Raw genomic sequence first — 14,365 nt, forward strand, 5'->3', positions numbered from 1 at the left:
CACTGCGAAGCACTGCGAAGCACTGCGAAGCACTGCGAAGCACTGCGAAGCACTGCGAAGCACTGCGAAGCACTGCGCTCCTCAAGGCCTGCGGCTGAGGAGCGCAGTGCATTTTTCCCTTCCGATGCCTTCAAGACTACCGAAAGCGCGGCGTTTTCCCTATGCGACCACCGCCCTCAGCGCATCACAACCTTCAGGCTTTTTGTAGTTTGATTTCTGGAGGATGTCCAGTAATGAAATCTCAGAGATTTGCTCCTTCTATCGAAGCTCATTGACAGCTGGTTTTAACCCTGCATAATAGCGGTAGACAGAAAAACCTATTTGGTTTTGTAAGGCGGAGTCGTGCAAGCGGTTCCGCCTAGTTTTTTATTGAGTTATGTTTCAAAAAGGACACACTTTTTGAAACATAACCCCGAATCAACGCCTTTGTCGCACCTTTGTCGCAGCAATGTCGCACCTTTGTCGCAGTAGCTCGAAGTAGCCAACGCGCAGGCGAAACCCGCCGCCCTTGGCCATCCGCAGCCCCCAGCTCCACCGAGCCAAAAAAAACGCAAAGCGGCCCCCTTCGCTTGAAGGCTTTCCTGTTTGCAAGGGGTTATGGGGAAAGAAAGCCTCCAAGCGGAGAGAGCCGCTCGGACGGGTTATTGCGTTGTGAACCGTCGGGAAGGGACGGGCCGGGCGAGCCGAAACGGGTCCCGGCTTGCTCCTCGGCGACGAAGCGGGAGCCGCCGACCAAGCGGAAACCCAACCGGCCCCGTCGCCGTCAAGCCAGCCGAATCCGGCCCGGCCCGCCGCCGAGCCGGGAAGCGCTCCCGGCTCGGCCGAACCTCCTAGTAGAACATGAACACGGACAGGCCCATGTTGTAGAAGGCGACGCGCAGGCAGACCGCGCCGATGAGGGCGGCTGCAACGGACACGGCCCCGAAGAGCTTCCAGCTGGCCTGGTCGCCCTTCTTCTTCGCCAGGACGCTGCAAACCAGCGGCACGGCGGCGCCCACGATCACGGCGCCTATCCATAGAAGCGGAGCCTGGCCGGCCGCCGTGGCGGCGGCGTCCATGACAGCCTTGGTGGGATGGGTCGGATCGAAGTAGTGACCCACCTGGACATACATGCCGCCGGAGACCTGCAGGAACGCGGCATAGGCCACGGTGAACACGGCGCCGATGGCGCTGCCGATCACAGCGATCTGCCCCATGCCGGGGAAGTCCTCGCCGTTGATGGCAAGCACCACGGCCACGGTCGCCGGGCCGAGCAGGAACGCCGCGCCCACGATGGAGAGCACCTCGAGCACGCTGTCCCATGCCGGGCGCGCCGGCATCATATAGGAATGCGCGCACACCGCGGCCAGGACCACGCCGATGACGATGGCAGCCCATGCGCACCATGCGGGGACGGTGCCGCCGTCATCGGACTTGCGCGCCATGACGAAGTACGCCACGGCGATCACCACGAACACCACGATCGCAATCAGCTCCTGCGTGATGCCGGAGGTGATGTGGCCGAAGCCGTTGAAGATGCGCTCCCAATGCTGCAGGTGGAAGAACACGGCGATGCCGCTCAGGGCAAGGAGCACGACCGACACGATCACCAGCAGCTGCTGGGACTTCTTGCCCGCGCCCTTGAGCGCAAGCACGCCCTGCGCGCTGAAGGTGCCGCAAGCCCACGCGGTCAGCGTGGTGAAAAGGATCAAAGGCCATTGCAGTTCCATGATCTACTCCTCCCCCTGCCATTTCATATCTCGAAGGATGTACACGAAGCCGGGGTTGTTCCCGGAGTCCGGAAGGTGATGCACGGCGCTTTGGTCGTAAGGCTCGACGTAGTCCCCCAGCTTCTTGCCGCAGGCGCCCTCGAACGAATCGATGCCCTTGTCAAGGTCGCCGAAGAAACGCGCGAGGCCGCCGCACTGGCTTACGCACTGCGGGAGCTCGCCCTGGGCGATCTTCTGCTCGCACAGCGTGCACTTCTCGACGACGCGCTCCTCCTCGTTGAGGTAACGCACGCCATAAGGGCAGGCCATGGCGCAGAACTGGCAGCCGATGCATTTCGCCTTGTCGATCTGCACCGTGCCGTCGGGCGCGATATGGCTGGCCTCGGTCGGGCATACCTGCACGCACGCCGGGTTCTTGCAGTGCTGGCACTGCACGGTCAGGAAGTACAGGTCGACGTCGGGCCACTGGCCGCCCTCGGTTTTCGGGTTCGGCCCCACGCGGAGCGTCTTGTTCCAGAACTGGCCGACGGGAACGCCGTTGACCGCCTTGCATGCCACCGAGCAAGCAAGGCACCCCACGCAGCGATCAAGGTCGGTGACGATACCGTAGTGAGTCATAGCCTATGCCTCTTTCCTGATCTCGTAATTTGGCAGCCATTCCTTCAGACGCGGGTCGGAGGCGTCGTGGATGATCTCCGTGCCGTCGTCGCCGCAGGGCACCGGGTTGCCGAACGGGCTGTTCTCCGGCGTGGCCTTGTACACCTTGACGTTGTAGGCGCGCAGGTTCGAGGCACCGCAAATCGGGTCTTGGTTCGTGCCCTCGACCAGGCAGTTGATGTTGCACAGGTCGAAGCCCTTCTTGGCCTCGTGCAGCTCGGGGAACCACCACTGATGCTCGCAGTTGATGACGCCGGGCTCGATGCCGTAGTACAGGTCGGCGACTTGGCGCACCTTTGCGCGCGGGCTTTCGATCCACACCCAGTCGCCCTGCTTGATGCCCAGCTTCTCGGCATCGGCGGGGTTGATCTCGCAGCGCGGCACCGGCCACAGCTCGCGGCACCACGGCAGCTGCCTGTGCTCGGAGTGGAAGTACACCGGGATGCGGCGGCCGGTCGTCATAAGGAACGGCCACTCGTTGACGATGTCGGGCTGGGCAAGCTCGGTTTCGGGCGCGGGCTTCCAGGTGGGAAGCTCGAAGCCGGCCTCGGGCATGTACGTCTCAAGCGCGGTGGACCAGATCTCCTGCTTGCGCGTGGGCGTGGTAAAGCCGCGCATCGGGTTGCCGGCGGGGGTCTTGCCCACGATCAACGGCTGGCTGAGCATGCCGGTCTCGTAGCGGCGGTACGTGCCCCACGTTTCAGGCGCGATGGCGCGGCAATCCCACCAGCCGTGCTCCTGGAAGGCTTCCTTGTACTCCTGCCAGGACTTGTAGCCGGTGGTGGACACGCACACGTCGAACTGGCGCTCGGCGGTGGGCCACTGCTCGCCTTCCTTGTAGCCGTTCATGACCGGGTCGTCCAGGTACGGCACGCCCATGGCCTTGTACACGTCGACGCAGACCTGCGGGTCGAAGCGGCAATCCGCCGGAGGCTCGATGGCGCGGCACGTCGCGCCCTGCGCACCCGTGGAACCCTGGGAGACGCGGGGGCAATCCACCTCCATCCAGTGGCTCATGGGAAGCAGGATGTCGGCGATGCCCGCCGTCGGGGTCTTCCACAGCTCCATGACGAAGAAGAAGTCCAGGCTGGACAGCGCCTTGTAGTACTTCAGCGAGTTGCCCTGGTTCATGAAGCCCGACGCCTCGCACAGGCCGCCGCGCACCGGGTACGGGTCGCCCGTCAAGATGGCGTCGTGCACCGCGTTCGCGTCCGCCCACTGCTGCCACCAGCCGAGCATGGGGATCTTCGAGACGCCCAGCTGCTTCTCGGGCCAGATGGAGAAGTCAACGCCCTTGCCGTGCTTGGAGCTCAAGGTAGGCTGCGAATCATCGGGGCGCAGGAACGTGCCGTAGGTCGGGCCGCGATTGCCTGCCGGCGTGTCGATGTTGCCGGTGATGCCCGCCAGGTTGTCGAAGATGCGGTTGTTCTGGATGGCGTTGCACGCGTGCTCGGGCGCCAGCATGTACTGCAGGCCGCCGTTGCCGTAGCCGGTGCTCGGGTCGAGCGGCGTGGCCCACGTGGTCGCGGCCTTACGGATCTGATCGGCGGGGACGCCGGTGATCTTCTCGGCGACCTCCGGGGTGAACTCGGCAGCGCGCGCGGCGTAGTGCTCCCATACCGGCTTGGCCTTGTACACGGAGCCGTCGGCCAGCGTGATTTGGAACTCGCCGTACAGGGCGGGGTCGATCTCGGGGTTGAACGGGGACGCCTCGGCGATGCGGCCGGGAACCGTCAGCTTGGGAAGGTTCTTCTGCGGGCTTTCGCGGAACTTATCCCACACCACATCGGGCTCGTCCTCCCACAGGCCGGTCTGGGCGTCGAAGTACGTCAGATGCCCGCTCGGGTCGTTCTTGTGCAGCGGATGCGCGTCATCGGTGCCGGCGAGCTGGTCCCACACCATGTAGCGCATGGGGCTGCCGCCCTCTTTCAGGTCGCACTCCTTCAGCAGGCGCGTGGCCATCGGCTTGCCCGGGAACCATGCGAGCTTCTGGGTGACGGGGAAGCCGCCGGAGGGCTTCATGCCGTCCACGACCAAGAACGGCGCGTCGGTCCAGCGCTTCACGTACAGGTCGTCGTACAGGTTGTTCTCGATGATGACGTTCGTCCAGGCCAAGCCCATGGCGCCGTCGGTGCCGGGCTTCAGGCGCAGCTGGATATCGGCCTCGCGGCCCAGGTTGGAGACGCGCGGGTCCACGGTGATGTAGGAATCGGCATTCTTCGCGATATCGACGGTGGTACGGCAGCTCTCGTCATAGTTCGAGATCTCGGACGCGCCGCCCCACTGCACGAACACCCGCGGGCGATCGGTGGTCGCCATCCAGGACATCTCATACTCCGAGACCAGGTCGGTGGCGAAGTGACGCGGGCCCTTGCAAATCTCCCAAGCCGTCACGGAGTTCGGCGTGCCGAGCATCTGGGGCCAAGCGGCATATGCATGCTGCGTCCAGATGCGAGAGGTGCCGCCCATGAAGAACAGGGACTCAGGGCCGTACTTGCCCGTGATCTCCTTGAACTTCTCGGCGATGGTGGCGTACGCCTCATCCCACGTGATGCGCACCCAGCCCGGGTCGGCGTCGCCCTTGGGGTTCGTGCGCTTCACCGGATGGTATAGGCGGTCCGGATGGTACGCCGCCTGCATGGACGACTGGCTCTTCGTGCAGCAGTTGCCCATGGAGTGGAATGCGGTGTCGGCATCGCCCTCGACCTTGATGGCCTTGCCGTCCCTCACGGTCACGTACACGCCGCACTCGTTCTTGCCGCAGGCGCGGCAGCAGCTACGCACCACCTTCGTATCGCCCGACGACTTCGACGCCACCGAAACCTCGGCCAGCGCCGACGGCGCCGTCGCCCCCATCGACGCCGCAACGGCCGTTGTTACCGCAGCAAGTTTCGCAAAGCTGCGGCGGGTCATATTCTTTTTGAACATGTTCCCTCCTTCTCGATCGACTCGTCCAAAAAAGGAATGCGCTCTTTGCAATTCCCCGGGACAGTCGGGATAATAGAGGGCAAGAGGAGATTCGAACCGACCGGGTTTCTATTGTTTTCAGCCCGATAGGTGCCCATAGATTTTCTATGGGAAGGGGGAAAGTGCCTGATGAGCAAAGCAAAAGACGTTGTCGCCGCCACTGGCGCCGGCAACGCGGGTCTGCCGCGGGGGATAAAGGCGGACCTGTTGGGATTCGTATGCCACCTGTCGTGGATGTTCCTGTTCCTGTACGTGAACAACCCGGGACGAGCCGCCGAACCGCTGCCGGGAGATGGCGTGTCGCCGCTTTACCTGTCGTCGACCATCGCCTTGGCGGCTACCTTGGCGCTGTTCGCCCTGAAGCCCGATGTTGCGATCGGGAAGGCCAGAAGCCGGGCAGCTCGCATCGGCGCGCCCGCGCTCACCTCCGCCGGAACGCTGCTGTACTTCGCCGCCATCGCATACGCGGGAGCCGAGCAGCTCGTCCCCGCATCGCTGTGCGCCGGCGTTGCGACGGGCATCGGGTCGGGCGTGCTGGCGGCCCGATGGGCGTCGGTGTTCGGAAAAGCCGGGATCGACGGCGTGCTTGCCACCACGCCCGCCATCTTGGCAAGCACCATCGCCGTATGCGTCGCCTTGCCCTGCCTGCCGAGCGGGGTGGTAATCGCTGTCGTCACGGTGCTGCCCGTGCTGTCCGGCATCTTCGCCTCGCGTTCGGAGAGCGCCGGGGAAAGCGCCGTCGGCAACGCAGCGGGCGCATACGACGACGCCCGGTTCGCGACGAAGCTCGACCGCAACCACGCCGCCGCATATCTGGCCATCGCCGCGTTCGCAGCGGCGCTGGGCATCATCCTGGGCTTTCTCAACTCATCGCCCGACGACGCGCTGTTCGCCGAGTACACCGGCATCTTCTTCATATCGGCCACCATGGCCGTGTTCATCGCGTGCGCTTGGCATATCGTGCGCACCTACCCTGAAGCCGTCACGCTTGGCGCGATAACGCCCGCGGCGGTCATCGTCCTCATGCTCGTCCTGTTGTCGCAAGTCGATCAAGGCGGCTTCTTCTCCCACTTCATCCCCGTCGGCAGCACGTGCCTTGAAATGCTGTTCCTGTGCACCATGGTAGTGGCCGCGCTGCGCTTCCGGCTTCCCGTCGCCCGCGTGTTCTCTTTGGGGCGCATCGTGTATGCGCTGCTGTACGTCGGCGGGATCACGGCGAGCCAGCACCTGCTCTCCCCCCAGACGTCCACCGCAACGGTGCAGGCGGCCAGCTTCATCCTGTTCGTGGGAGTCGAGCTGCTGATCCTTGCGGCGCTGGTGGTGCTGGCGCCGAGCCGCGCTCCCGAAGCGGCGACGGCCGAACCGCAGCCGACCCAGGCAGCGGCCTGCCAAGGCGGCAGCGCCGGAGAGGGGGCCTGCGACGACGACAAAACGGGCTCCGTTGCCAAGGCGCGCAGCGGAGGAGACGGCGCCGTGGAAAACCAACCGGACGACGCCTGCGACGAAAAGGACGGCTGCGCCGCGGAAAACCAACCGGACGCGGCAAGCGACGGTCAGGAAGAGTACGAGGGCAAAGGCACCCGTTTTCGCGCAAGGGTGGAGCGCTTCGCCGAGGAATACGGCCTTTCCGCACGCGAAGCGGAGGTGGCCGAGCAGCTGCTCATGGGGCGCGGCTATGCGCGCATCCAGGAAGAGCTGCATATCGCGGAGGGCACGGTGAACTACCACACGCGCAACATCTACACGAAGTGCGGCGTCCATTCCAAGAAGGACCTCATCAGCCTGTTCGACAACGAATCCCACGAGCTGTAGGCGGCGTCCTCGCCCTTCCCTTCCCCGCCGTGTAACACGCAATTAACGCCGTAACACGAGCCTTATCGCGTTTGAAACAATTCTGTAAACTGCCTTCGGTAGCGTTTCCCTTGTCATATACGCGAGGAAAGGGTATGCGTTAGGGAGATTCCTCCCCCTTCGGTTCTCCCGGACGCATGCGCTCTCCCCAATGAGAAAGGGGAAAGGCCATGGAGGATTTCCTTACATCGTTCTTCATCACGCCGTTCACCGGACTTGCGGAGGGAATCGCCACCGCTACCAGCCCGCTTGACGTCATCGACGCCGTCGATGGCTTCGTGTGGGGCCCCATCATGATCTTGCTGCTGCTGGGCACGCACATCTTCATGACCATCCGCACCGGTTTCATTCAGCGTAAGATCGGCACCGGCATCAAGCTGTCCGTCACCAAGGACGACCCCTCCAACGCCGACGGCGACATCACCCAGTTCGGCGCGCTGACCACCGCGCTTGCCGCCACCATCGGCACGGGCAACATCGTCGGCGTGGGCACGGGCCTGCTGTTCGGCGGCCCGGGCGCCATCTTCTGGATGTGGATCACCGGCATCCTGGGCATCGCCACGAAGTACTCCGAGGTGTTCATCGGCGTGAAGTACCGCGTGAAGGACCACTCCGGCAACATGCTCGGCGGCGCCATGTACGCCCTTGAGCGCGGCTTCAAGAACAAGAAGGCCGGCCGCATCCTGGCCATCCTGTTCGCCCTGTTCGCCTCGCTGGCAGCCTTCGGCATCGGCGCTTCCACGCAGTCGAACTCCCTGGCCGACGCGCTGTACAACACCTCGCTCATCGACGGCAAGGCCATCCCGCAGTGGCTGGTCGGCGCCGTGGTGGTGGTGCTCGTGGCCATCGTCATCCTGGGCGGCATCAAGTCCATCTCCAAGGTGTGCGAGAAGCTGGTCCCCGTCATGGCCGTCTTCTACGTGGTGTGCTGCCTGATCATCATCGGCATGAACGGCCAGTTCCTGGGCGAGGCCATCCGCCAGATCATCGTGGGCGCCTTCACCCCCGCAGGCGCCGCCGGCGGCGCGGTAGGCTCCACCGTCACCCTGGCCCTGCAGTTCGGCTTCAAGCGCGGCATCTTCTCCAACGAGTCCGGCATGGGCTCCGCCCCGCTGATCGCCTCCTCCGCTACCACGAAGAACCCCGCACGTCAGGCACTGGTTTCCATGACCGGCACGTTCTGGGACACCGTCGTGGTGTGCGCCATCACCGGCCTGATGCTCATGACCACGCTGCTGGCGAACCCCGAGCTCTCCACCGCCATCGCCAACGGCACCATCTCCTCCGGCGCCGGCCTTGCGACCGCCGCGTTCGAGAAGATCCCCGTGTTCGGCCCCTTGGTGCTGCTGGTCGGCCTGGTCACCTTCACGTACTCCACCATCCTGGGCTGGAGCCAGTACGGCAACCGCGCCATCAGCTACCTGCTGGGCAAGAAGGCCGTCCTCCCCTACTACATCGTGTTCCTGCTGTTCGTGTTCTGGGGCTGCATGATGGTCGGCGACGCCGCCGGCAGCGCCGCGGTCTCCAACCTCAGCTCCGTGGTCTGGAACTTCGCAGACGTGATGAACGCGCTCATGGCCATCCCGAACTGTATCGCGGTCCTGGGCCTGTCCGCCATCATCGCCCGCGAAACGAAGCACTACGTGTACGACCACAACCTGGAGGAAGTCGACAAGACCGAGATCCCGCAATACCACGAGAAGTAGAGCGGTTTTACATCTCCGCACGCGTTGAAGGGGCTCGCGCCTGAGCCCTTTCTCTTTTGAGGAAGTGTTCACGAAGGCGAACAAGGTGGGTGAACAGGGGACGGAGGTGTGTTCACGCGTGCGTCCTTCTCTGCCGCGATGAACAGGGGACGGAGGTGCGTTCAGGGTGGCAATTTCATTTCCCAAACGTCCATCCTGAACACACCTCCGTCCCCTGTTCACCCTGTTCACTGCCCCTTTTCTTTTTTTGTCCCAAATTCCGACTAAATTCATTTACTTTACCCGAAAGGAAGCGCATTCCACATGGAGAACCTTGGCTACTACAACGGGAAGTTCGGCCCCATCGAGGACATGGTCGTCCCCATGAACGACCGCGTCTGCTTCTTCGGCGACGGCGTGTACGACGCCGGCCCCGCGCGCAACTTCAAGATCTTCGCCATGGACGAGCACCTGGACCGCTTCTACAACAGCGCCCGCCTTGCCGACATCCAGATCCCCATGCCCCGCGAGGAGCTTGCCGACCTGCTCAATGAGCTGGTGAAGAAGGTCGACTCCCCCGAGCACTTCGTGTATTACCAGTGCACGCGCGGAACCGCGCCCCGCAAGCACGACTACGCGGAAGGCCCCGGCAACCTGTGGGTAACCATCACGCCGCAGGTCATGTCCGACGGTACGAAGCGCATCAAGCTGCGCAGCGAGCCCGACACGCGCTTCTACCACTGCAACATCAAGACGCTGAACCTGCTGCCCGCCGTCATGAGCTCGCAGGCGGCCAAGCGCGAAGGCGTGCAGGAAACGGTGTACTACCGCGCGAACATGGGCAACCGCGTGACGGAATGTGCGCACAGCAACGTGTCCATCATCCTGGACGACGAGCTGTGGACCGCTCCCACCGACGAGCTGATCCTGCCGGGCATCGCGCGAAAGCACCTGATCAAAGCCGCGAACAAGCTAGGCATCCCCGTGCACGAGGAGCCGTACGACCTGGACACGCTGCGCGGGGCGCAGGAGATCATCGTGACCAGCTCATCGAACCTGTGCCTGTTCGCCGAGCAGTTCGAGGGCAAGCCCTGCGGTGGCGGGTCGCCCGAAGTTGCAGAAGCGCTGCGAGCCGAGGTGAACCGCGAGTTCGCCGAGGCCACGGCGGTTTAGCGGCGCCGGAGGCATGCGATGGAATCTATCGAAGGGATATTGCTGCGCCACTCGGCGCGCGGCATGACGAAGCTGGCCCTGGAACTGCCCGCCGACTTCTGCGCCCGGGCGGCACGGCAGATCTTGTCGTGGCCGCTGGGGAAGGTGGCCCTGCTCACGGGGTTCGATGTGGGCGGCGCGCCTGAGACCGACGGCCCCACGGGAACGTATGTGATGGCGAAGGCCCTGATGAAGCTTGGGTTCACACCGGTCGTGGTGTCGGAAGCGCCGGTGTGTGCGTACTTCAACGAGCTGCACATCCAAACGCGCACGGTCCAGCCCGACGACAGCGACGACGCCATGGGCAGGCTGCTCGACTCGCTGGCGCCCGTGGGCATCGTGTCCATCGAGCGCTGCGGGCGCAACCTCCACGGCCGTTACTGCAATATGCGCGGGGTGGACATATCGAAGCGAACCTCCCCCACCGACGAACTGGTGGTGCAGGCCGCGCGCCGCAACATCCCCACCATCGGCGTCGGCGACGGTGGCAACGAAATCGGCATGGGAAACGTGGCCCACGCCATCGCCCGCAAGCTGACGCTGGAGCCGTGCGTTGTGACCGTGGACAACCTGGTGGTGGCGACGGTATCGAACTGGGGCGGCTACGGCATAGCGGCAGCCATGGGCAGATACGCCCAGGAAAAGCTGTTGCCCGAGTTCGACCAGATCAACGACTTCTACCGGTTCATCGTCGAACGCGGAAGCGTGGACGGCACCACCGGGCGCTGCGAGGCCACCGTGGACGGCTTCTCCCTGGAAACCGAGCGCAGCGTGGTGGAAGCGCTGCAGCGCGCATAAGGCGAAGGGCGTCGGCGCCCGGGAATCCGTCGGCGCCCCGTTCCCTGTTCGCCTGTTCATTTGCGCTGCTTTGCTCGACCGATGTGCTCGATAAGCCCTATAATTGCCTGCTGTGAAAACGCCGTCCGAGGCGACAAGAGGGGGCACAAACCATGAGAAGGGTCCACGTCCAGACCGTTAGCTTCGCGAACATCGCCATCACGATCGCGCTCGCCATCGTATGCGCCATCCTGTTTTGGCAGGGACGAGCGCAACTCAATGTATTGCAGCAAGCAACCGAAGCGTACATCTCCTGCGAGAACGATGCGCAGCAGGTGCAGGACAGATCGGATTACCTGACCGAGCAGGTTCGCCTGGTCACCATGACCGCCAAACCGGAGTACATCGACAACTACTTCTCCATGGCCAACAGCAACAAGCAGTTCGACGAGGCTTTTGCGGACCTCAAAAGCCGGTTCGAGGGAACCGACGCATACGAATCGCTGCGCACCGCGATGGACGAGTCGAACGAGCTGATGAACACCCAGTTCTACGCCATGCGCCTGATCTGCGAGGCGAACGACATCGACCCCTCCCCGTGGCCCGAAATCGCATCGTGCCAGATCAGCGACGAGGATTCGCGCACATCGCACGACAGCATGATCTACAAGGCGCAAAACCTCGTTTCCGATTCCAAATATCAGGAAGCGAAGGATTCCATCAATCGCAACACCAGCGACTGCATCTCCAAGGTGACCGAAGCCACGCTAGGCAGCCAAAGCCGCGCCACCTCCGTATTCGATGGCATTTACAGCGCGATCGGGGCATGCGTGGCGATCTACACCGCCTTGGCGCTGACCATTTGCGCGCTGATCCGCCGCGCCGTCGTGAAACCTCTGCTGAGCTTCAGCAGCAGCATCAAAACCAACCAGTTGTTCCCCGTGCAGGGCGCCGGAGAGCTGCAGATGCTGGCGGAAACCTACAACCGCGTGTTCACGGAGAACGAGGCCACGCACATGATCGTCAAACACCAGGCCGAGCACGACCCGCTGACCGACCTGCTCAATCGCGGATCGTTCGACAAGGCCCTGAAGTTCCACGACGACGGCAAGCATGACTTCGCGCTCATCTTGGCCGATGTCGACCTGTTCAAATCCGTCAACGACACCTACGGTCACGCTGTTGGCGATCAGGTGCTCAAGCGCGTATCCAGCCTGCTGCAGGTGGCGTTTCGCAACACCGATTTCGTGTGCCGCATCGGCGGCGACGAGTTCGCCATCGTCATGGCAGATGTGACCAGCGACCTTCAGTACACCATTCAAGAGAAGATCGACTTCGTGAACGCGGAGCTGTCGAAGCCCATCGACGGCATGCCGCAGGTCTCGCTGAGCGCGGGTATCGCGTTCGCCGACCGCCCCAATCCCGGCGACAGCATTTACAAGGATGCGGACGATGCGCTGTATCACACGAAGAAAAACGAACGCGGCAACTGCTCCTTTTACGGCGAGTTCTAGCGTCTGAGCAGGAAAAATGTAAGCAGAAGACAATCCGGGTCCGCGTCGCGCGAGCTAGCGCATAACGAAACCCTCGGGAGCAATGCCGTCGTTAAGCTTCGGCCCCAAGGAGCCGCGCAAACGGAAGGCAGTTTCCTCACCCCTCGTTCATAACCGAGCGCATAACGAAACCCCCTGGAACCGAAATCCTCGCAAGACTTCGGATCCAGAGGTTTTGCGCTTGTCATTAGATGCTAGATAGCTGCATTTGCATGTTGCAGACTAGACCATGCCCAAACGAAAGCACGCATACCAGGCAGCTAAGCGGCTAGACGAAGTCCTTCTCGCCAAACAATCATGCAGCAATGCCAAGCATTATTTTCTGCTTTTGAGGACCCCCCCCCCCGTCTCTGACTCGGTTGAGGGCCGCAAAAAACTGCATCTCATTCGAAACGCCCATTTTGTGGTAAATGTTGGCAATATGACGCTTGAGAGTATTTTTACTGATGCTTAGCTTATCGGCAATCTCCACGCGCGACATACCCTTTACCAGCAAACACGCAACTTCCCACTCACGCGGGGAAAGAGAGAACGCAGCAACAATAGGATCCGTATCGCAATCCATCATGAAGCGATTCACGCCATTTGGATAAACAAGACGGAAACGGCTGCAAAGATGTTCGTTCACTTCTTCAAGAACGCGCATTTCCTCATCGGCGAAGTCACCATGCTCTTTTGAGCGCATAAGGGAAATGGTGCCAAACAGAATGTCATCGGCAGCAATGCAAGCCGTTGCCGTGTAGAAAATACCTAAACGGCTTTCCCACTCCTGGTGAATACGCGACTGTTCAATAACCTCGGGTCGCATCAAATCCGTAGAACGAACCGTCATGGGCAGACATTGATTGTAGTACCACGACAGATAGTCGATAGCGTGATAGTAATTCGCATATAACGCCGTAAGTTCGTCATCGGTGTCCGTGCTTCGATAGTTGAAAGCAGCTTTATGCGAATCGGATTGGTCGTTAAGCGCTGTATATGAATGATCGAAAGGTATTATCCCCCGCAAACCATCACAACAAGTTACGAGCAAATCTTCCATAGGTGTAGTGTAAAGCTTGAGAATCAGGTCATTCTGTTTCCTATGGATGTCATCTTCCATATGCACCACTCCATGTATGATCAACGTGTCCCCATACATGGAATTATACTCGCTTAACATGATACGCAATGGTTTTTCATCGACGGTCGGTTCCGGAAGGCACCGAAGGCAACACATGCCCCCTTCCCGCAAAACCGAAAGCGTTCAAGAGATTGCTATTTGCGCAACATGGCAATAGCTCCATCGCGTCGACGATGGAGCTATTGCCTGCAGATGGAAAGTACGACAGCGGCGAATTCTGTCGCAAGGCAAACTGCATTTCACGCTCGCACAGTCGGTGGCAAAAACAGGAAGGGCCACCGACCGCCACGATGCGAGGCCCAGAGCAGAAGCTCCGAGCGACTACCAAGACCCGCAAAACGTTCAGCTGAACACGTTCCACGAGGAACGCCATGCTTCCTTCTCGCTCATGCACACGCGTAGAAGTCCGAAATCACGCGAGGAGGGGACGCAACGCAAGGAAGAAGTATGGCGTTACCCGTCAACGCCGGCCCTCGGGGTAAACCCTATCAGAGGATTCACCCCGAGAGCGCTTAGGAGGGTTGCGGCAGAGCATGCGCACGCACTGCCGCGAATAGGTGGATGGCATCCCGGAGTCGAGTGTTCGGTAGCGCTCCGATTAAACGATTCGGAGTATCGCCCACAAACCCGAAGGCTACGCGAATCCCTCCGCTCCGAGACCACTTAAGGCCGTTTTGAGCGATCCGTGGTGCATTCCTGCAACGGTCAGCATCATTGGACTTCTGCCGACGGCCTTGAGGCGTCATCAAACTATGCGGTGATGACGGTGCCCGTCTTGCCCTCGAGGCCGGCAGCGGCGCACTCGAGGGAGGTGATGAGAGCCTTGCCCTG

Annotated in this window: 9 protein-coding genes; 5 read left to right on the top strand and 4 right to left on the bottom strand. The window is 61.9% G+C overall.

Going from position 1 to position 14,365, the window contains the following annotated elements:
• Positions 1–830 precede the first annotated feature (830 nt).
• From Q0G75_RS08960 to Q0G75_RS08970, 3 genes are read right to left on the bottom strand one after another with little or no spacing between them, the layout of a single operon-like run.
• On the bottom strand, positions 831–1,709 hold the full coding sequence (locus tag Q0G75_RS08960; protein ID WP_294415089.1) for a DmsC/YnfH family molybdoenzyme membrane anchor subunit: 879 nt from the start codon (positions 1,707–1,709) through the stop codon (positions 831–833).
• A gap of 3 nt (positions 1,710–1,712) precedes the next feature.
• Positions 1,713–2,327, bottom strand: coding sequence for a 4Fe-4S dicluster domain-containing protein (locus tag Q0G75_RS08965; RefSeq protein ID WP_294415091.1), 615 nt, complete (start codon positions 2,325–2,327; stop codon positions 1,713–1,715).
• A 3-nt stretch (positions 2,328–2,330) separates the two neighbouring features.
• Positions 2,331–5,294 (bottom strand): molybdopterin-dependent oxidoreductase, encoded by a 2,964-nt coding sequence (locus Q0G75_RS08970; protein ID WP_294415092.1) that lies wholly within the window; start codon positions 5,292–5,294, stop codon positions 2,331–2,333.
• Between the two features lie 168 nt (positions 5,295–5,462).
• Between Q0G75_RS08970 and Q0G75_RS08975 the strand changes: the two genes are divergently transcribed.
• From Q0G75_RS08975 to Q0G75_RS08995, 5 genes are all read left to right on the top strand, one after another.
• A complete protein-coding gene (locus tag Q0G75_RS08975; RefSeq protein WP_294415095.1) occupies positions 5,463–7,145 on the top strand; it encodes a helix-turn-helix transcriptional regulator in 1,683 nt (560 codons plus the stop codon).
• 209 nt (positions 7,146–7,354) lie between these two features.
• Positions 7,355–8,890 (top strand): sodium:alanine symporter family protein, encoded by a 1,536-nt coding sequence (locus tag Q0G75_RS08980; protein WP_294415099.1) that lies wholly within the window; start codon positions 7,355–7,357, stop codon positions 8,888–8,890.
• Between the two features lie 303 nt (positions 8,891–9,193).
• Positions 9,194–10,042 (top strand): aminotransferase class IV, encoded by an 849-nt coding sequence (locus tag Q0G75_RS08985; RefSeq protein WP_294415102.1) that lies wholly within the window; start codon positions 9,194–9,196, stop codon positions 10,040–10,042.
• Between the two features lie 18 nt (positions 10,043–10,060).
• Positions 10,061–10,879 (top strand): glutamate cyclase domain-containing protein, encoded by an 819-nt coding sequence (locus tag Q0G75_RS08990; RefSeq protein WP_294415105.1) that lies wholly within the window; start codon positions 10,061–10,063, stop codon positions 10,877–10,879.
• A gap of 152 nt (positions 10,880–11,031) precedes the next feature.
• On the top strand, positions 11,032–12,372 hold the full coding sequence (locus Q0G75_RS08995) for a GGDEF domain-containing protein (protein WP_294415107.1): 1,341 nt from the start codon (positions 11,032–11,034) through the stop codon (positions 12,370–12,372).
• A 334-nt stretch (positions 12,373–12,706) separates the two neighbouring features.
• Here the strand turns inward: Q0G75_RS08995 and Q0G75_RS09000 are convergent, their stop codons facing one another.
• The gene (locus Q0G75_RS09000) at positions 12,707–13,513 is read right to left on the bottom strand and encodes a LuxR C-terminal-related transcriptional regulator (RefSeq protein ID WP_294417964.1); all 807 of its coding nucleotides are present in this window, start codon (positions 13,511–13,513) and stop codon (positions 12,707–12,709) included.
• Positions 13,514–14,365 lie beyond the last annotated feature (852 nt).

Source organism: uncultured Senegalimassilia sp., from assembly GCF_934636665.1.
Taxonomy (GTDB): Bacteria; Actinomycetota; Coriobacteriia; order Coriobacteriales; family Eggerthellaceae; genus Senegalimassilia.

Excerpts from the sequence above, each read along its gene's own strand:
- Q0G75_RS08985 (WP_294415102.1), top strand. The coding sequence starts at position 9,194 with ATGGAGAACCTTGGCTACTACAACGGGAAGTTCGGCCCCATCGAGGAC.
- Q0G75_RS08980 (WP_294415099.1), top strand. The coding sequence starts at position 7,355 with ATGGAGGATTTCCTTACATCGTTCTTCATCACGCCGTTCACCGGACTT.
- Q0G75_RS09000 (WP_294417964.1), bottom strand. The coding sequence starts at position 13,513 with ATGGAAGATGACATCCATAGGAAACAGAATGACCTGATTCTCAAGCTT.
- Q0G75_RS08990 (WP_294415105.1), top strand. The coding sequence starts at position 10,061 with ATGGAATCTATCGAAGGGATATTGCTGCGCCACTCGGCGCGCGGCATG.
- Q0G75_RS08965 (WP_294415091.1), bottom strand. The coding sequence starts at position 2,327 with ATGACTCACTACGGTATCGTCACCGACCTTGATCGCTGCGTGGGGTGC.
- Q0G75_RS08970 (WP_294415092.1), bottom strand. The coding sequence starts at position 5,294 with ATGTTCAAAAAGAATATGACCCGCCGCAGCTTTGCGAAACTTGCTGCG.
- Q0G75_RS08995 (WP_294415107.1), top strand. The coding sequence starts at position 11,032 with ATGAGAAGGGTCCACGTCCAGACCGTTAGCTTCGCGAACATCGCCATC.
- Q0G75_RS08975 (WP_294415095.1), top strand. The coding sequence starts at position 5,463 with ATGAGCAAAGCAAAAGACGTTGTCGCCGCCACTGGCGCCGGCAACGCG.
- Q0G75_RS08960 (WP_294415089.1), bottom strand. The coding sequence starts at position 1,709 with ATGGAACTGCAATGGCCTTTGATCCTTTTCACCACGCTGACCGCGTGG.